At 62.6% G+C, this 18,730-nt stretch carries 18 protein-coding genes; 4 read left to right on the forward strand and 14 right to left on the reverse strand.

Going from position 1 to position 18,730, the window contains the following annotated elements:
* The first annotated feature begins 439 nt into the window (after positions 1–439).
* Positions 440–1,603 carry a cytochrome P450 gene (locus WAN02_RS17375; protein ID WP_422265472.1) on the forward strand — a complete coding sequence of 388 codons (1,164 nt, stop codon included), beginning with the start codon at positions 440–442 and terminating at the stop codon, positions 1,601–1,603.
* 5 nt (positions 1,604–1,608) lie between these two features.
* Here WAN02_RS17375 and WAN02_RS17380 read toward each other — a convergent pair whose 3' ends face one another.
* The 6 genes from WAN02_RS17380 to WAN02_RS17405 all read right to left on the reverse strand — a co-directional run bounded on the left by WAN02_RS17380 (position 1,609) and on the right by WAN02_RS17405 (position 8,288).
* On the reverse strand, positions 1,609–2,379 hold the full coding sequence (locus WAN02_RS17380; protein ID WP_422265473.1) for a hypothetical protein: 771 nt from the start codon (positions 2,377–2,379) through the stop codon (positions 1,609–1,611).
* A gap of 40 nt (positions 2,380–2,419) precedes the next feature.
* Positions 2,420–3,991 carry a phytoene desaturase family protein gene (locus WAN02_RS17385; RefSeq protein WP_422265474.1) on the reverse strand — a complete coding sequence of 524 codons (1,572 nt, stop codon included), beginning with the start codon at positions 3,989–3,991 and terminating at the stop codon, positions 2,420–2,422.
* 126 nt (positions 3,992–4,117) lie between these two features.
* Positions 4,118–4,942, reverse strand: coding sequence for a hypothetical protein (locus WAN02_RS17390; RefSeq protein ID WP_422265475.1), 825 nt, complete (start codon positions 4,940–4,942; stop codon positions 4,118–4,120).
* 11 nt (positions 4,943–4,953) lie between these two features.
* The gene (locus WAN02_RS17395) at positions 4,954–5,808 is read right to left on the reverse strand and encodes a hypothetical protein (protein ID WP_422265476.1); all 855 of its coding nucleotides are present in this window, start codon (positions 5,806–5,808) and stop codon (positions 4,954–4,956) included.
* Between the two features lie 6 nt (positions 5,809–5,814).
* The gene (locus WAN02_RS17400) at positions 5,815–7,182 is read right to left on the reverse strand and encodes a protoporphyrinogen/coproporphyrinogen oxidase (RefSeq protein ID WP_422265477.1); all 1,368 of its coding nucleotides are present in this window, start codon (positions 7,180–7,182) and stop codon (positions 5,815–5,817) included.
* A complete protein-coding gene (locus WAN02_RS17405) occupies positions 7,179–8,288 on the reverse strand; it encodes a spirocyclase AveC family protein (RefSeq protein WP_422265478.1) in 1,110 nt (369 codons plus the stop codon). Before WAN02_RS17405 ends, WAN02_RS17400 begins: the two co-directional genes overlap by 4 nt.
* 78 nt (positions 8,289–8,366) lie before the next feature.
* Here WAN02_RS17405 and WAN02_RS17410 point away from each other — a divergent pair, with 78 nt between their 5' ends.
* Together WAN02_RS17410 and WAN02_RS17415 are read left to right on the forward strand one after the other, a co-directional pair.
* Entirely contained in the window at positions 8,367–8,987 is a 621-nt protein-coding gene (locus WAN02_RS17410; RefSeq protein ID WP_422265479.1) for a TetR/AcrR family transcriptional regulator, read from the forward strand.
* Between the two features lie 124 nt (positions 8,988–9,111).
* Positions 9,112–10,731, forward strand: a complete 1,620-nt coding sequence (locus WAN02_RS17415) for a phytoene desaturase family protein (protein WP_422265480.1) — start codon at positions 9,112–9,114, stop codon at positions 10,729–10,731.
* Between the two features lie 23 nt (positions 10,732–10,754).
* On the opposite strand, the gene WAN02_RS17420 is transcribed toward WAN02_RS17415, so the two are convergent.
* A complete protein-coding gene (locus tag WAN02_RS17420; protein ID WP_422265481.1) occupies positions 10,755–11,216 on the reverse strand; it encodes a pyridoxamine 5'-phosphate oxidase family protein in 462 nt (153 codons plus the stop codon).
* Between the two features lie 187 nt (positions 11,217–11,403).
* Here WAN02_RS17420 and WAN02_RS17425 point away from each other — a divergent pair, with 187 nt between their 5' ends.
* On the forward strand, positions 11,404–11,766 hold the full coding sequence (locus WAN02_RS17425; RefSeq protein WP_422265482.1) for a hypothetical protein: 363 nt from the start codon (positions 11,404–11,406) through the stop codon (positions 11,764–11,766).
* On the opposite strand, the gene WAN02_RS17430 is transcribed toward WAN02_RS17425, so the two are convergent.
* The 7 genes from WAN02_RS17430 to WAN02_RS17460 form a co-directional block, all read right to left on the reverse strand.
* Complete coding sequence (locus WAN02_RS17430) at positions 11,763–12,995, reverse strand: phosphotransferase (RefSeq protein WP_422265483.1); 1,233 nt, start codon at positions 12,993–12,995, stop codon at positions 11,763–11,765. The two genes, WAN02_RS17425 and WAN02_RS17430, sit on opposite strands and share 4 nt — an antisense overlap.
* A 190-nt stretch (positions 12,996–13,185) precedes the next feature.
* On the reverse strand, positions 13,186–13,932 hold the full coding sequence (locus WAN02_RS17435) for a hypothetical protein (RefSeq protein WP_422265485.1): 747 nt from the start codon (positions 13,930–13,932) through the stop codon (positions 13,186–13,188).
* Between the two features lie 158 nt (positions 13,933–14,090).
* Positions 14,091–14,762: a TetR/AcrR family transcriptional regulator gene (locus WAN02_RS17440; protein ID WP_422265486.1), complete on the reverse strand. Its 672-nt coding sequence runs from the start codon at positions 14,760–14,762 to the stop codon at positions 14,091–14,093.
* Between the two features lie 119 nt (positions 14,763–14,881).
* A complete protein-coding gene (locus WAN02_RS17445) occupies positions 14,882–15,703 on the reverse strand; it encodes an enoyl-CoA hydratase/isomerase family protein (RefSeq protein WP_422265487.1) in 822 nt (273 codons plus the stop codon).
* A gap of 4 nt (positions 15,704–15,707) precedes the next feature.
* Positions 15,708–16,724, reverse strand: coding sequence for a DUF7064 domain-containing protein (locus tag WAN02_RS17450; RefSeq protein ID WP_422265488.1), 1,017 nt, complete (start codon positions 16,722–16,724; stop codon positions 15,708–15,710).
* A 12-nt stretch (positions 16,725–16,736) separates the two neighbouring features.
* Positions 16,737–17,801 (reverse strand): phosphotransferase family protein, encoded by a 1,065-nt coding sequence (locus tag WAN02_RS17455; RefSeq protein ID WP_422265489.1) that lies wholly within the window; start codon positions 17,799–17,801, stop codon positions 16,737–16,739.
* Positions 17,794–18,730, reverse strand: a 937-nt coding sequence (locus WAN02_RS17460) for a protoporphyrinogen/coproporphyrinogen oxidase (RefSeq protein WP_422265490.1), incomplete at its 5' end; no start/stop codon positions are given. The genes WAN02_RS17455 and WAN02_RS17460, both read right to left, overlap by 8 nt.

Consider the following 18,730-nt stretch of genomic DNA (forward strand, 5'->3'; position numbering starts at 1 on the left):
GTCGCACGTCGTCCATCTTCGAGGGTGCGTTAACGTTCATTTACGCATTTTCCTCACGGTGTCGGGTGGTTTCGGCCCGTGAACTGCCTTGCTGCCCCGCCAACGGCCCATTCTTTTGCGCGTAGGCGATCATTTTGAGACAGTACGGCCCTAAATTCCGTTTGTCAACGGTACCAGCGCAATCCCGTCGGTGAACGGTGGTTTCGGTCAACTGCGTCGGGATCCCGTCGCACGTGTGGGTCACCGCGTTGTTCACGCAAGATTCCTCAACCCGGGCCGCTGCCGGTTGGCAGCACATCTGCCATCGCCAATCGCCAACAACTTGATGTGATGCAGGTCACACTTTGATGTATTGGATGCATGCCTGATATCCAAGTACAGCAGCACTAGCATCAACAATTAACCTTGGTTAACACTGTTAAGAGTCGGAGGAGCGATCATGGAGGTCGTCTGCCCCGCGCTGCCGGCGCTGGAAACTTTGCCCTTTGCCCACGACCGCGACGCCGCATGGCACATGCTCCTGGCGCCCGGCAAAGTTGCAGTGTCCGATGCTGGCGTGTACTTCCTGAGCGGCGCCGACGTCGTCGAGGAGGCGGCCAGAAATCCGGGCCTGTTTTCCTCTCAGGGCGCGTTCGATCTGGTGGGAAGCCCATTTCCGATGGTGCCGATCGCCTTCGACCCGCCGGAACACAGCCGCTTCCGGCGGGTTCTGGACAAGTTCTTCGGTCCCCGCCGAATGGCCGAGCGCGCGCCGGAGTTGCGCGAGCAAGTTGGCAAGCTCATTGATCAGATCACGGCGGGCGGCAATAGCCCCGAGGTCATGAGTGCGCTCGCGGTTCCGTTTCCGTCCCAAGTCTTTTTGACGCTTTTCGGCCTGCCGCTCGGCGACCGGGATCTTCTCATTGGCTGGAAGGACGCAGTTTTGGCCTTCTCCGCCGCCGAAGGCGCCACACCCTCTCCGGAAACCCTGGCGCGAGGCAGCGAACTGGTGAGCTATCTGAACGGGCACCTTGCCGCCCGCCGCGGTAGCTACGGCGATGACCTGCTGAGCCAATTGCTCTCCGACTCAAGCGATGGCGCACTCACCGAGGAAGAAATCATCGGACTGTGCTTTTTGTTCCTCATCGCTGGGCTGGATACCGTCACCGCCGCAACGGGATTCGCACTATACGAACTGGCCCGCAATCCGGCGTTGCGAGCCACGGTGATTGATGACGACGAAGCAGTTACACACTTCATCGAAGAGGTCCTGCGAATCAACCCGCCGGTCCCTTATGTTCCCCGGATGACCACCGCCGAGGTCACGGTCGCAGGCGTGACGATCCCCGCGGGATCAACGTGCTGGCTTGGGCTGGGAACCGCCAACCGCGACCCCGCACGCTACCCCGATGCCGACGTCATCCACCAAAGACGGGACAATCACTTCACATTCGGGCGTGGGCCACACCGCTGCCTCGGTTCGCACCTTGCTCGCCTGGAACTGCGCCTCATCATCGAGGAATGGAACCGGCGGATACCCGCGTACTCGGTCGCGCAGGAGCCCACAGTTGGGTGGCCATGCGGGACGCTCCACTTCGGCGAGCTGCATTTGCGGATTGGCTGATTAGCTCAACTCAGGTTCGGGCTCGCCAGTTCAGACCTGTTACCGGTGAGCCAGTCATTGGTGTCGGCTTTCTCCTGTGCGCGTTCGTCGTCGCGGATGGCTCGAAGCAGCAGCACGACCATCAAGACGAACCAGCAGAAGTAAACGCACAGCGGTACCCACCAGGCGAATATCCCGTTCCACGCCAGGGGACCTGTTTTGAAGAAGGGGATGATCGCGGCGGGCACCCAGATCATCGCGACCCAGATGTTGAAATAGCCGGCCCAGCGCGGAAAGACCCGCTTGGCGCCCTTGTCGAGCAGAATCGCGACACCGATCGACGCAACTTGGATGCAGGCCGACGAGATGATCCCGAGGAACATCAACCAGGCCATGTCATTGAGCATCTGGACGATTTCGGGACTCCATTCATGCAGCCGGTACAGCGCTGTCTGCCAGATCGCGAAAGGCACAAGGAATTCCACGCACAGCAGACCGCCGGAGACCAGTTGCGAGTCGGCGAGTACCGACCGAACGCCTTCCATCCGGCGCATCTGGGCGGCGATGACCGCGCAAAACGGCACTAGCAACGCACACGAGAAGAGGCTCATCACCAGGCCGAGCCGGATCAGGTTGGTGTGGTCGCTGAACTGAGCGACGAGGGCAGCGCGCGATTTGGCGGGGCTCGGTGGCGGGATGAAACGGCAGAGAAATGTGAAAGCCGACGCCCAGATGCCGATCATGATCGGACCGCACCACACACAGAGCCGTTGGGCCGTCAGGTTCATGTTAGGCATCGGCCGTCCTCCTCATTCACATCGAATTGCCTTGTCACGTCTATTCGTTACGGAGTGCATGCTGGGCGGCCAGCCGTCCCGGCCACCCGACCACCCCGCCGGTCGGATGCGTGCCGGCGCCAGTCTGGTAGAGCGCGTTGATCGGGGTGTCGTAACCGCCGAGGCCGCGCGCCGGGCGATTCTTACCCAACCGGGTCACGAGCATGTCGACGTGGAAGTACGCGCCAGCGGGCGCGGCGAAGCGGTTCTCCAGATCCTGCGGGGTCGACACGACCCGCCCGATCTCGGTCTCTAGGCCACCGAGGAAGCGCAGGCTCGATTTCCAGATCTGTTCGGTGTAAGCGTCTTTGTTGACGCCCCACCCATTGCTCGGATAGCCCGGCACATTCGAGTGCAGGTAGAGAACGTCCCCTTCGGATGATGCGATCGACCGATCCGGCGCCGACAAGATCGCCATATACACCGGAGGGGTGTCCACATTGACCCCACGCTTCATCGCGTACATCTGCTCAATGTGGTCTTCGAGGGTTCCGGTCATAAAGGTGGTAGTACGGATGTCCTCGCCATCACGCTTGGCTCGGGCCGCTTCGGCCTTCGGGTAACCGACACGGCCTGCCGTCGCAACATCGATCTTGAACGCGGCGGCGTTAATCGAATTCGCCGGGATGAGTGAGACCTTGTTGCGGTCTTCGCGGCTCAGCAGGTCTTGCGGGACCAGCTTGCCCAAGGTGACTTGCGCTGCGGCGTTTGAGACGACCCCGCGTCGGGCGCGTAGCTCGGTGCCGTCATCAAGCAAGACTCCGGTGGCGCGTCCGGCGTCGACACGGATTTGCTTGACGCCATTGCCCAGCCGCACAAGACCGCCGTGGCTTTCCAGCTTGCCCTTGAACGCCTCGACCAGGTTAGTCATACCGCCGCGGGGCCGTTGGACACCGAGGTGGCGGTGCACGCCGGCGAAACCCAGGAAGTAGGCGCCCGAGCCGATGGCGTCCGCTGGGCCCACCATTGACGACCAGTACGCCCACAGGCCGCGCATGGCGTCGGATTCAAAGGTTTCCGAGATGAGTTCGAAGACGTTGAGTGACAGCATGCTGCTGATGAAACGGCGGGTGGCCCGGTCAGGGCGGTGCCGCAGCAGGTATTTGGCGAAATCAAGCTTGCCCCATGCCGAGGCGTCCTGAACCGTGAGAATGTCGACGAGATCCATCACCCAGTCGATCGGTCCCCGGAGTTGCTCGTAGGTGCGGGCGTCCTTCGGGGAGAAGTACCGGATGTCGTCCAGCGTGCGGGCGAAGTCTCCCCACAGCAGCAGTGTGTCGCCATCCTCGTTCATCCACCCGTAGGGATGCGCGAGGGGGACTGTGTCGTAACCGAAGTCGGCCAGTCGCATCTGGCGGGCGAGCGGTGTCTGCGCCATGAAAAGGTCATCCATCGCCCCGATGCTCAGCTTGTGCTCGGGCGCATCCTGCAGGTAGGGGTAGCTTGCCGAAAGACCGCCCAGAATCGGCAACCGCTCGACGACACACACGGAGCGGCCTTGCTCGGCAAGGGTCGCCGCCGCGCAGAGACCGTTGTGGCCCGCGCCTACTACGATGTAATCGAACGTTTCCATATTTGGGATCCTAGGTCAGTCGGGTGGGGCAATAAAAGATTCAGGGGATAGACATTCCTTCTCGGCATTTCCCGCGGTAGCGGCCAGGCCCCCCACACCTGGGGTGTAACGATCGTTCCGAAAATTCTAAGAATGCGAATAGGCATGGGCCCGGTCCTCGGCCGGCGTACCGGAGACTTGCGGGGGCAGCAGGCGCCACTGGCTGGTTCCTATCCGGATGAGACCGTCGATCGCGATCACCCCGAGCGCCATGCTCAGCACCGCCGCCGCCATCCGCACACCGGTGGGCATATCGGTGTTGGTGATTGCGAAGTACGGCATCGCCAGTACCCAAGACGCCATGTAGGTCGCGAACGGCACGAACACAAGCAATAGTTGCCGTGCGCCGGTGAAAAACCACGGCAGCCGGACGAACACCACGGCGCCGAACAATGAACCCAAGCTGTTGATCACCAGCCAACCGACCGGGAAGCCACCGATCGTCAGGGGTTGATTCCCGTAGTAGACGTACAGTCCGGCGCGCAACATCGGGATCTCCAGCAAGACGTTGAGAACGCCGAAAATGCCTATGCCGTACCACATCGCCCTGTGGTTGGCGCCTCGTTTGAACGCCGACGCCATCACGTAGGACAGCCCACCGAAGAAGACGACGTACGCCAGCACCACCCACACCGGAATGGGTCTGCCGAAGGCGCTATAGGCGATCACCCCATCGACGGGAAAGAAGCAATGGCCGAGCACGTCGACCGTCGCTTCGTTGAATGAGCAGACGTAACCGCCGACCAACATCAGCAGGAAGGCCGGCGACCCGGAGCGTCTCCAATCGGCCAGGGCGGCGGCCACGAAGCCCGCCACCACCACGGCAAGGACCGCGGTAATGACCGTCTGTGCTGTTGCGGGGGTGGTCATGCCCCAGGGGGGTTGGTCGATCGCAAGTATTGAGGTTGTCACCGCCAGAACTCCTATCTTGCTGAACTACGCGCCGACGACGCTGCGGTAGCGGTCGGCTGCCAAGGGACGTCTGAGGCATCCGGCGTTGCCGAATCGGGCGGCAGGAGCCGGAATTGCCCGGTGCCGAGCCGGATCAGCGTGTCAATCCCGGCGAGGCCGAGCGCCATGCTCACGGCCGCAGCCAACATGCGCACGCCGTGGGCTGCGTCGGTGCCGAGCACCAGGAAGAGCGGCATGCCCACGACCCACGACGACATGAAGGTCACGAACGGGACGACAAGCAGCAGCAGCCGGCACACCCCGGTGAAGAACCAGGAGAGCCGAGTGATGACCACCGCACCCAGCAGCGACCCGAACGCGTTGAAGACCAGCTGGCTCAGGGGGAAACCGCCCACCATGAACGGCTGATCGCCGTAGTACAGATACAGGTGTGAGTGCAGCAGTGGGATTTCCATGGTCAAATTGAGGACGCCCCAGATTCCGATGCTGATCCACAGGGTGCGACGGGTGACCCCGCTCTGGAAGGCCGCCGACAACATGTAGGTAAGGCCGCCGTAGAAGACCACATAAGCCAAGATCACCCAGACCGGGATCGATCGGTGGAACACCGTGTGGCCCACCCAGCCGTCGGCGGGAAAGAAGCAGTGGCAAAGGAAATCGATCAGTGGCTCGTTGAACGAGCAGACGTAGCCGCCCGCCAGCAGCAACAGAAAGGTGGGTCGCTTGCTGCGGTACCAGCTGACCAACGCCGCGACGACGAAGCCCGCCACCGCAACGGCAAGCACGACCGTGATGAGCGTTTGCGGGGTCGCGGGTGTCGTTATGTCCCAGGGGGGTTGGTCCCAGGCGAGGGTCGCGCTGGTCATGTCGGCTTACGACCCTGTGGTACCGATGAGCCGGGACCGCGGACCGCGGGCGAACAGAGCCGAGACGCGGGCGGCGGCTTCCTTGCCGCTGACGAGGCCTCCGTTGAGGCCCGGGATGCGGTCGAGATCGCTGGCGAACTGCACCCGCGACGTGGGGTCGATCTTCTTGCGGAAGTTGGCAATTCGCTTGAACCGACCCTTGTCGAGCACCGGAACGGACTCCGGCCAGCGGAACAGTGCATGCTCCTCCAGGTCGCCGGGAAGTTTGCCGTAGTAGTACTTGACCCGCTCCAGCGCGTGATCGACCAGGTAGTCGTCGTTGCGGTCGTCGGTTCGGTTGAGATAGGCGGGTGACAGCAACACCGAGATGAGGCCCTTGCCCGCCGGTGCCCTGCCCGGCGCCTTATTGTGGTCCGCGATCACGGCGATGGTGTCGGGGTCGTCGTAGGGGGAGACCATCGAGAAGGTGCCCGGATCGTCCGGTCGCGCCGAGAACCCCAGCGATACGTTGCCCAACCGGTGGTACCGCGCGGATTCGTAAAGGCCGCGGTGGTTTTCGTCCATTTGCGGATACATCTGCAGCGCGGGTTGGGCCGTCGTCGCTATCACGGCGGTGTCGAAGGTTTGGGTCTGTTCGCCCGACAACGGGGTCGTGTAGCTGACTTCGACGGCGGAACCGTTGTCGGTGACGTTGCTGACCGTGTGCTCGAGCCTGGTGTCGACGAGCGTCGCCAACTTGACGGGGAGCCCGGCCACGCCGGAGGTCAGGTTGAACACCGACTTGACCAGCATATTGCGCACCGTCCAGTGCAGAAGGGCCACCGAGGTGTCGTGATCCTCGTGCACCCAGGTGCCGCTGACCAAGGGAGCACCGATGTAGCGGGCGAGTTCGTCGTTGAGCACCCGGTGGCAGTAGTCGTAGACGGTTTCGTTGTCGATCTCCGCGAGCCCGTCATAGGTGTCATAGCCGAGGCTGGCCCGGTGCTTGAAGACGTCCGCGAACAAGCGGAGAGCTTTGATCTTGGCCGGCCAGGAAATCACCTGGGTACTTAGGCTCGCTCGGATCGGCTTTGCCAGATCGAGGTAGTGCTGCTGGCCCTCCCGCGGCATCCCGAAAATTACTGGGGTTTCGACGAACTCGTTGGATAACCCGACTTCCTGGATCATCGCGACGGCCTCGCGGTAGGTGCCGAGATACACCGCGGTACCCAGATCCATCACGAACTCGCCCTTGCGCACGGTCCAGATCCGCCCGCCGACCCGATCGCGGGTCTCCAACACCGTGACCTGAAAACCGGCTTTCATCAGCTCGTAAGCGGCCGCCATCCCGGCGATGCCGCCCCCGATCACCGCCGCGGTGCTGTGCTGTGTCATCGATGCCTCTCTGGTAAGAGTTGAGGCCGATCCGGTGCTGATTGCCGTGAGATCGGCAGCCTCGGATCGGGACAATTGAAGGCGGTCGTGGGGCCGCACACCCCGCCGTTGCGCCAAGCTCGTTCGATGTGCGCCTTGGGCATCGGACCGGAGTGCAACGCGTAGAACCAGTACGGCATGTTGAAGGCGATGAAGATCGCCAACTGTGCCGCGCCGGCGATCGCGCAGAACCTCGCGAAGGTCTTCGTGCCTTCCCGCTTGAACTTCAGTTTGTCGATGCCGCGTTCGGGCCATGACCGGCCACGGTCATCGCGGAAGAAGTGCAGGCAGCTCAAGATGATGAACGTCCCCGGCCAGCTCAGCGGCTCGTAGAGCGGGAACTGGTGATCGGTGCCGGCGAACAGCGTCAGCCAGGGGATGGTCGACGAGTAGCTGATCAGCCCCGTCCTGGTCATGATCAGTTCGACGATGAGGTCGCCGACGATCATCACCAGATAGGTCTGCACGATGAGCCGAAAAATGCTGCGGGACGGGTCTTTTTTGCGCTGATGGGTCATGTACCGGGATCCGGCATAGCCTGACATCGCGCACATCCACAAGTAGGCGGTGAAGTACACCATCGGCACGGGAATCAACTGCCCGTTGCCTGAGCTCCAACCAGGGATGTGCGACAGCCAGCTGCCGAAGTTGACGAACGTTGTGGCGTATTGGAATTGGTAAGTGGTCCAATCGATCCAGGGCTCCTGGAAGAACATCAACCAGCCGGCGAGAAAGAACAGGCCGTCAAAGCTGAATCGGCCGGTGCGCAGCTTCGGACCAATAATGAAGTGCCACAGGATCCAGCCGGTGATGAAAATTCCGAAGATCACTTCGACGCAGCGAACCAGGATCACGTACCAGGTGGGCTCTTGACCGCGGCCCAGCGTGTTGGGGGTGAAGTCGCCGCTGACGACCCACACGGTCCAGCAGTAAGCGATCAGTGCAAGCCACAGGAAGCCATGCACGATCCAGACCTTCGCCCATGTCCGCTGAGCTGCGACAGGATCCGGGCCCGCCGCGTCCACCCCCACCGGCTTCTTGGCCGTTAACGGGCGTTCATCGAGCATGTGATGACGGTAACAGACTGATCTGTCAATGAACAGATATTTATCTGTTCATTGACAGAATCGTCGTACACTCATGACGTGCCCAGTGCGATCAAACGCCCACCGCGGACCAATCAGGAGCGCGTCGAGGAGTCGACGCTCGCCCTCATCGCCTCTGCGATTCAGCTGTTCGCCCGCCAAGGCTACGAACGCACGACCGCGGTGGAGATCGGCATCAACGCGGGCTTCAGCCGCAACATGGTCCGTGACCGTTACGGCTCCAAAGAGGCGCTGCTGCAGTCGGTTTTCGATACCTTCGCCGAACTATTGCTACCCACCATACGGCGTGAGCGGGGTGGTACGGGTCTCGATCGGGTCCTGGGTCAGCTCGACGATCTGCTGGACGCGGTTGAGCGGGAACCCGAAACGATGCGGGCGATGATCGTGCTCACCTTCGAGACACCCGCCGCTTTGCAGAACTTCGCCGGCTGGTTCGATCGCCTTATCGCCGACTACGAGGCAGAACTCGCCGACCACCTCGCCGGGGGCCGAGCGGACGGCTCGGTCAGAAGCGACCTCGATCCCGCGCGCGAGGCAGAGGTGTTCGTGTCGTACGCGATCGGGCTGTGCTTCAGGTCGGCCCTGCTCCGCGACGGCTACGACTTCGCCGGCGAGATCAAGGCCTGGCGCGCGCGGCTCGCGCAACACTTTTCCCTCTGAGGCCATCCGCTGCGGCCGCACAAGTTCCGTCCGATGTCGGGCGCGGGTTCTGCTTCGGGCTAGTCCAAGGTAATTTTGCGACGTAACGTGTCATTATCTTTGTCGAGTCGAGGGAGATGCCCAAATGGTGACCGCGGATGTGATCGTGGTGGGTGGCGGCCACAACGGTTTGGCGTGCGCTGCTTACCTTGCGAAAGCGGGCCGCCGCGTTGTTGTCCTGGAAGGCCAGGGGGTACTGGGTGGGCTGAGCGCCACAGAGGAGACCGTGAAAGAGGCGCCGGGTTTCCAGATGAACACCGGTGCGTTGGACATGGTTTTCTCCAACAGTGATCAGTCGGTTATCGACGAACTTGATCTGCGGCGGCACGGCCTGAGCTTCGCCATCGCGGACCCGTGGGGTTCCTACCTCAACCCGGATGGTGCGTCGATTGCGCTGTGGCGCGATCCCGCGCGTTCGGTCGCCGAGATCCGCCGATTTTCTTCGCGCGATGCTGCCGCGTTCGAGCGGATGAATGTGATGTTCACCGATCTCTGGCTGGCCGTGCGGCCTTATTTGCAGGATCATCCCACCCGGCCGAGCTTGCGGACGCTCGGCCAGATGTTCGTTCATCTTGCCAAGGGCCGTCGCTCTTTTCGTCCGTTGTTGCGAATGCTCATGGCATCGCCCGAACAGCTCATCGAGGAGGAGTTCGAGCGGGAGGAGGTCAAGGCCCTGATGGCCAACCTGGCCTCGTGGTCGATGCTGCCGTTGTCAGAGGGCGGCTCGGGCGGCGTCCTGGCGATGTGCAGCACCTACTTCAATCAAAAGTCGTCGCGACCGGTGGGCGGAACGGGTAGCTTCGCCGCCTCGATGGCCCGGTGCGTGCAGGCACACGGCGGAACAATTCGAGTTGACGCCCCGGTGGCTGGTGTGCTCGTCACTTCCGACGGCACCGCCGAGGGCGTCGAGTTGGCCAGCGGCGAGCGCATCATGGCCCACCACGTGGTCGGTGCGATCGACCCGCAGCGACTGATGTGCGGCTTGGTGCCCAGCGCGCATGTGCCGCGCCGCACCCAGCAAGAATTGAAGGCCCTGGGCAATTTGCGATGGAACATCGGCGTTTTCAAAAGTGACGCCGCGCTATCACACCGGCCTGATCTTGTCGGCGGGCGCCAAGAGCTCTGGAGTGGCCTGCTTTTCCTCGGCCCCACGCTCGGCTACATCAAGCGCGCGCAGCTGCAGGCGGCGGCGGGCCAGATCCCCGACACGTATCCGCAGTGGACCGCCCTGCCGTCGGTGGTGGATCGGGCTCAAGTTCCGGAGGGCAGCAAAGGTGACACCCTTTTCTTGGCCATGGCTACCGTGCCCGTACAGATCGAGGGACGCGAATGGACAGACGAAGCACAGGAATTCGGCCAGCGGGCGCTGGGGTTCCTTGACGAACACGCGCCCGGCATCAAGGACGCGGTCATCGGGAGCTTTGTCCGCACGCCGGACGACTACAACGCGATGGCGGGCCGGGGAAACCTGTATCACGCCGACATGACGCTGGCCCAGCTTGGCCCGTGGCGCCCGACACCATCCCTTGCGGGCTATCGGACCCCGGTGCGCAATCTGTGGCACAGCGGATCGGGCGCCCACCCCGTCGGTGGACTCACCGGATGGAGCGGGCGTACCACGGCCCGCACAATCGATGCCGAGCTGCGCGGATCGCCGAACACCATCCGCGGGCGCGGGCGCGCGTTGCTCGGCGCCGTCCACTGATAGCCCTGTCGGATAGTGTTTTCTCACTGCCCCTTTCGGGTGTGAGCGTAACTGAAGTTCAGCGCGGTCAGCTTCGTCGGCTCCAAGCGCAGGAACACCGCACCCGGAGGGCCGCCGTCGCGCAGATAGCTTCGGTAGTCGTCCGGTGAGGCCGACCAGGATTCCTCGTCCGGACCCAGATAGCGGTAGAGTAGTCGGCGGGCACGCTCGACGTCGTAGTCGTGGATCTGCATTGGGCCGTGGGCGATTACCTGCTTGACGATGCCGTTGTCGAAGTCGCCGATGTCGACGCAGAAAGCGACGCGAGGGTCCTTCTGTACGCGTTCGTAGAGCTTCGCCCACGGGCCGCTGATGATCCAGAAGGCCTTGTGCTCCCACTGATACCAGAGCGGTCTGATGGTTGGGCCGTTGGTGGCCAGCTGTCCGGTATGCGGTCCCGACAAGAACTCGTCGGTTTCTTCGGGAGACATCGAGAGATCGTCCACGGGCGTTCCTTGCCGCTATATGGGTACGGAGCGAATCTATCACGAAGGTGAACGAACGTTTCTAATAATCGCGTCAGCTTAGAGGCTAGAAGGGCACGCGCCGTGTGCAATACTGCGATTCTGGTTAACGTTCGTTCGGACTCAAGACCAGCCCAGGGGAGTGCGACCCGGGAAAGGAACCGGTGCAATGGCTCTGGCAACGACGACGATTCTCGCGGGAGCGCGATCAGCGATCGGCGCGAGTGGATGGCTTATGCCGATAACCGCCGCCAGGTTGTTCGGGATGAACGTCTCCAAAGACGTCAGCGCGGCGCTCTTCCTGCGGCTCGGTGGCACGCGTGACTTCGCGCTCGCCGCCGCTCCTTTGGTGACCGAGCGGCGGTCGAGGTCTCAAATGTTGAAGGTCGTCGCCGCGTGCGACCTCGGCGACATCGTGGCCGCCGGTATCGCGCACCGGCGCGGCAAGATCTCTGGGCTCAGTGCGGGGCTGTTCATGTCGGCCTCGCTGGGGTGTCTTGCGTTGAGCACCAAAGCGCTTTTCGAGCGCTAGGGGATCGAGGGCAACCGGCCCGACGTAGTCGGCGACTGCCGCAAGGCACCAAAGGAATCCAAGTCGTCGATCATGGTCGTCATGCGCTCGAGGTTGGCCAGCGATACTTCGTCGGGTTGCATGGCCGGCTGAAGCCGGCCCGCGCCAATCGTGTACAGCCAGAACACCAGGCCGTGGAAGGCTTGTTGACGGTATGCCAGCCAGGCCTCCTCGAATGAGAGTGCGGGTCCTCCCGCCGCATGCAGGCGGTCGACGTACAACTCGATGAGCGCCCGCTCCCAACTGCGCCGATCAGCCACGGTCAGTGCGGAATTGAGCGCGTAGGAGACATCGAGGGCCCATATGCCGCGACTGATGAGTTGCCAGTCGTACAGGCCCATCCCACCGTTGGGGGTCAGATACCAGTTGCGGGAATGCACATCGGAATGCAGCAGTGTGTTGGGTGCCGAGTTGTGCTTCGCCAGGGAGGTCATCAGCGCCGGGAAGACCTCGGCCCGGCGACGACGGAACCCGACGGGGAAGACCGACGCCGCGCGGTCGAAGCCGATCAGCGTGCGACGCGGAAAAGCGATTGTCTCGTTGACGTCGATCTGCCACCTGTGAGCATCCTTGACGAGTGCCAGATCGCCGGCGAAGCGGGGGCTCTCCCATAGCGTTCCGTGGACGGTAGCCAACGTGTTAACGATCGCTTCGGCCCGGGTCCGGTCGATGTAATGTTTGGTCGGGTCGCCAAATGTCGCGTTCTTCGCGCTCGCCACGTCTTCCATCAGGAACATCGAGCGTCCGGATCTGTTATCCACCGTCATGTAATAGCCACGTGGGGCCTCGATGTCGAGGGTGGGTCGGATGCGGTCGTAGAACAGTGCCTCGCAAGTCAATGCTGCCGATGGAACGGTAATTGCTCGCGAGGTGAACTTGGGCGTGGACTTGGTGAATACCGACGTCGGAAGTCCCGCTTGGCGGCCGACGTCGTTGTATTCGATGGTCAGCACTCGCCTGCTGGTCGACCCGTCGCTTCCTGAGCCGGTCGACACCGCGGTGACCCATGCTCCCGGATGTCCGTGGCACAATGCGGCCGTCAGCCACTCGGTTGTCAGCGCGTCCACCGACGGCGGGATTTCGGCGAGGGTCGTGGGTTTCGGACGCCTTAGACGCTCGCCAATGATGTGCGCGCCGATTCGGCCCAACTGGCCGGCGACCCTGACCTTCTGCGTAAGCGACTCGGACATGAGATTCTTCTTTCGCGATGACGCAACCACTCGATTATTGATACCATCAATATCAAAACTATGCCAGCGAGTTTCCGTGGATCAAGCGACAGTCCCCGCCGGAGCGTTCGTTGCCCCACGCAGGATTGTGGTCGCCACCGACGTGGCGGCCAGCGCATTGCGGATTCGTCAGCGGCGGTGAGTGGTCATGTCAGGCACTGTGTGCCGCCGGGGCCGGCGAGGTAGGAAGCGTCATGATGGAAAGGCGCTCGCGGTGAATCGCTTGACGCATCACCACGAAGTTGACGATGAAAAAACCGCTGAAGACGACGACCGGGACCCAGATGCCGAACAGGCCGTTCCACGCGAACGGGCCCTTGTAGAAAAAGAACAGCAGCTGATCGGGTAAGACCGTCAACGCCAACCAGCCGTTGGTATACCCACACCATCGCGGAAACACCGGCTCCGCACTTTTGTCGCACAGCGAGGCGACCATCACCGACAGCGGCATAGCGAGGTACATGGTGACGCCGCCGAGAAACTGCAACCACGCCATGTCGTTCATCAGGTGGATCAGCTCGGCGCGGCGGTCAGGACGAAAGGCCGCGGTCAACCACCAGACCGCCGGATAGAAGGTCAGCACCATGTTGCCGGCCGCGCCCAGTAGGAAGGTGTAGGTCAAGACGCCGGCGGTCCCCTCGATGCGTGCGATGAATTGCGATGTCACCGCCGCGAACGGGATGAAGATCAACGCGGCGAGCATCACCACCAGCATCCCGATGCGAATTCGCGTGTAGTCGCTGTGGTAGAGCGCAGCGATCTGGGCGGCGTTGGCCGAAGGGGCAGTCGGCGGTAAGAACCCGGCTATCGCACCCCAGCCGATGAACAGGGCAACCAGATACGCGATTGCACACCACACGCCAAACATTTGGATTCGGGATTTGGTCAAGGGATCCATTGGCGTCTCCTTCAGGTCGCCCGTGGGCCGCCGCGATGAATAGCGGCACCCGACGGCGTCTATTACGCTACGTTAAAATCTAGCAGATTTGTTAACGTACGTTTACTCAAACGATCGAACTGACGTTCCGTCGCAGGGTCAAAGCCCACTACGCCCGACTAGCGGGCGATACGCGGCTTGCGGCTGCGTAGCGGCGTGACCTCGGAACCAACGACCGGAGACTTCTTGTGCCGAACGCTCTTCGGTGCCGACGCCGTGCCGGACGCATCGGTGCCCAACCACTCCAACCCTTGCAGGGCCATCCCGGTCAGGATGTCAGCGAGCCCGGCGGTCCGCAGCGACTTTTCCGGCCACATGGAGGTTGAGTCGATCAGTCCGTGAGTCGCGTGCACGGCCGCATTGAGCACATCGCGCGATTGGTTCGGGTAACAGGCATCGAGGCAATCCACCCACCGGTCGATGTAGCGCTTGATCCGGGCGCTCAACCTTGACCTGTACGCCTTGGGAATCGAATTGCGTTCTCTGGTCCACACGCTCATGAGTTCACGCTCTTCAAGGGCCCGCTGCACGTGGCCCCGCACCAAGTGCTCCAGCTCCTCCCGTGGATCATCGAACTGGCCGCCTGTCGACATCAGGACCCGGTCGATCGCCTCGTCCAGAAGCGTCATCAGGATCTCGTCCTTACCGCTGAAATAGCGATAGATCGCCGGCCCGGACACCCCCGCCTTTTCGCCGATGAGATCCACACCGACGCCGTCAAAGCCGCGCTCGTGGAACAGGTGCATCGCTGTGCGCAGGATCTGTTCTGAACGGTCGTTACGTCTGGGCATTTCTCAACGGTAGCGCAGGTTAACCGGTGAGCCCGACATTCGCCCTCGGTATAACCATGAACAACTCGGCTTTGGCCGAGCTTCTTGGTGACCGCGTCCGCCATTCCCGGCTTGTCATGTCATGGCGTCCTGGCCGGGGGCGTACGTTCGGCCAGCCGGGGTGGCCGCTTGGCGGCGAACGCCTGTGTTGCTTCGGCGAAATCGGGTTGCTGCTGAAGCCAGCCCTGGGTGTCCGCTTCGTACTTCAGCTGACTGACGAAGTCGGTTTCGAGGCCCCGATGATGTGCTTGCTTGATCGCCGCCACGCTCACCGACAGTTCGGCGAAACGCCGGGCCATTGCGACCGCATCAGTAACCGCCTGACCATCCTCGGACAGGCGGTTCACCAGGCCCCAATCACGCGCCTCGGCCGCCGATAGACGCCCTCCCAGGAATGCTAGTTCGTTGGCGCGTCCCAGTCCGACGACGCGGGGAAGTAGCCACGTCAGGCCCGCGTCGGGCATCAGCCCAATCTTGGCGAACGACAACTCGAATCGTGCCGACGAGGCCGCGACCCGTAGGTCACACGCCAGCGCCAATGAGACGCCGGCGCCGGCCGCCACGCCGTTGATCGCCGCGATGATGGGTAGCTGTAGTGAGCGCATCGTCATCACCAACGGGTTCCACGCATCCAGGAGTACCTGGCGGGCATCGCCCACATCGCCGGAAATGTCGGCGCCCGCACAGAATCCCCGCCCGGCGCCGGTGAGCACAACAGCACGGATGCGGCTGTCGGCTTCCAACTCGAGGAACGCCGACCTCAGCGTGTCGCCCGCGGCGGGGGTGACCGCGTTGAGTCGCGCCGGCCGGTTGATGGTGATCACGCCGACGGTGTCGTCATGTTCGACGAGCACATCCGTTGTGGGCTGCGCGTGGTCGGTGGTGGGGATTGAGGACACCATCGCGTTACCGTCCTAAGAACTGTCGTACGTAGTCGTGCCACTGCACCTGTTGTAGGTCGCCGTAGCAAATCTGGCCTTCACACTCCCATCGTGCGAGGCAGATCCAGGTGTCCATATTCGGCCACACGGGAATGCGGTTGGCTGCAACGACTTCGCCGCGGATCTCGTAGTCGCGGCCGCTCGCGTCCGTCATCAACATCTCGGCGGTGGTGGGTACCAGCGTCGAATAGTCGTGACTGACGCGCTTGCGAGTCGATACGACCGGAATCAACTCGCCCGCACGGTAAACCCAGCCACCCTTTGTCGGATCGTCTCCCGGAATCTGCAGATGCCCTTTCCAATCGGGTTCGAGATCTGGATGGTCGTATGCGGTACAGCCGAACATGAAGTTCTGGTTGAAGACACCGGTCATCCAGTCAATCGGCGGCGTCGGCGCGTGTTGTTCGCTGCGGCTTTGCCCCCACGACCGATCGCGCACATGCGTGCAGTCCACCTCATACGTCTTGCCGCGCAACGTGAGTTCGCCGCGTGCGTGCATCGCCTGCTCGAAGTGCATGCCGGTTTGCAGCAGCATGGGCTCCATCAAGGCGTCGACCTCAATGTCGAATGCATTCTGCCGGGCTTCGTCGGCATAGCGCAGCCGATGCTTCTTGAGGGGTGCGATCGTCTGCACGTGGTAGCCGTTGTCGAACTTGTAGTCCCATAAGTCGTTTCCGAGGACATCCTCGCTCATGAAGGAGGTCCAGTTAAACAGCTCGGATTGGAGCACATGTTGTTTAACGCCTTGCCAGACCCAGGCACCGCCGGACACAACGCCCAGGTTCGGGTGGTGCCACAGATACGTGAGCGCGTGGATGTCCTCCTCTGGGACGCTGAAACCGAAGAATTGTGTTTCGGTGAGTGTCGGCGATCGGTTCACGTCCTTGAACTGCCGATGCAGTAGGTCATCCTCGGGTGCGGCGGTCTTGAACGATACGTTCTTTTCTTCCCAGAACGCCTTCGCGTGCGTTTCAGTGGACACTTAAGGCTCCCTTCAGGATTCGACGAGCTGCCAACATGGCTGTAACAGCGGTGCTTGGGCCGCGCGTTCGGCTTCGGTCATATTGCGCTGCAGAGCACTGACCGCCACGATGATCATGTAGGCCGCGAACTTCTTGAAGTAATCGAAGTCGCGCAGCTGACGACCGCCGGCGGCGTGGTACATGGCCAGCCATTCCTCTTCGCTGGGCGGCTGTAACAGCCCGCTGTCGGGTGCGGCCGCGAATATCCGGTTGCTGAGGCATTGCAGCGCCAGATCCGCCTCGGCGCGACCGAGGCTCGACATCTCCCAGTCCAGGACCGCGCTCAACCGCGTGCCGTCGAAAAAGTAGTTCTGCAGCGTGGAGTCGCCATGCATCAGCTCCGGCTCGCCATCGGGTAGGTGATCGAGCAGCCAGCGGCGCGCCGGTACAAGACGCTCGAACACCGGTAGGCGCACCCAATCCCAGGTCCGCCAATACCAGTTGATCAGCCGTTCCAGCGGTGCGACACCGGGCGCATTCATCACGAAGTCCTGCAGACCACGCGCTTGGATATCGGTGTTGTGGATGGCGACCAGCGCCGCCATGACCTGGCCAAGCATCTCCTCGCGGTCGGCCGGCGAGGCCTCGGCAATCGGGCCCTGGATGAAGGCCGCGGGGTGCTGCCCCCTTCCTCGTACCCTCGCCATGACATAGCCGGATGTGCCGAGCCAGCGGCCATCGGGGTCGAGCCACAGCGGCTCTGGCACCGGTACGTCGCTGCCGTGCAGAGCCCGCTGTAGCCGGAACTGTCGGGACATGTCGTATTCAAAGAACAATCGATTGTCGCTGACCGGTGCATTGCGCAGCACCAGTTCGTGTGTGACGCGGCCTTGACCGGTGCCGAAGGTGGCATCGAACAGCACTGTGCCATTTGACGCGCCGACTTCACCCGCATCACCGATGACCGTCACGTCGACTTCGCCGTCGACGTTGGGCTGGTTCACGATGAAGTGACGGATCTCATCGGCTCCGATCTTGTGAACGGCGGTCTTGCCCGCGCCGATCACCGAGCTGAGCATCGACTGCACATCAGCCATGAGCGAACTCCTCGTCTTTCGTGTGGCGCCAATTACCGTGGTGCCTATGCAAATTGGCCGCGGCGCGGTTGCCCCAGGCGACGGCCGTGTTCTGGCCGGTCTGCGACAGATAGTCACCGGCGAATTGGATGCGCGATGCCGGATCGATGCTCGAGGTGAACTCGGCGATGCGCTGATAGACGCCAACAGACGTCTGCGGCAATGCCACTGGCCAGCGGCGCACATAGGTGAAATCGACGGTGCCCCGCAATTCGGGGAACAACCGCAGGACTGTTTGCAGCGAGCGCGCGATGAGTTCGTCATCGGAACGGTGCATCCACGCCGCGGCTGCCGACATCTCCCAGCACACCGAAACTAGGCCGTGGCCGGTCGGTGCGCGGTCGGACGCCTTGTTGTTTTCGATGATGATCATGCAGATCTCGCGGTCCTCGGCGGCCGGCAGCTGGACCAGGAACGCCGGCGTATTCGCCGGTCGTGTCGTTCCGATGGCGACGTTGATCGCCTGGGTGAAGCGCAGCTTTTCGTTGAGCGGGCCGAGCTGTGTTCTGGCCGGCTCGCAGATGGCGGCCGCTATCGGCAACGGGGTGGCGACGACGCAGGCGTCGGCTTCGACGCTCTTCGTCTCGCCGTCGGGACCGCGATAACTCAGATGGACGCCGCCGGCGGTGCCGGTCAGCGAGAGCACGGGGGAGCGCAAGTGCACTGTGTGTACCCGTGACAGCAGTGCGTCGATGATTGCAGCCTGTCCACCCGCTAGTGTGGACAGCCGGCCGGCGACCGCATTGATCAGACCCGACATCAGCTCGACGCGGCTGACCTTGTCTGAGTTGGCAAGCAACAGCGCGCGCGTGATGGGTTCGCCGAAGTAGGCGTCGGCCTCCGCGCCGGCCAGCCTGCGTAGGTAATCGCGAGCCGTCTCGGTGTCAAGC

Origin of the sequence: Mycobacterium sp. (assembly GCF_049281135.1) — a bacterium.
Taxonomy (GTDB): Bacteria; Actinomycetota; Actinomycetes; order Mycobacteriales; family Mycobacteriaceae; genus Mycobacterium.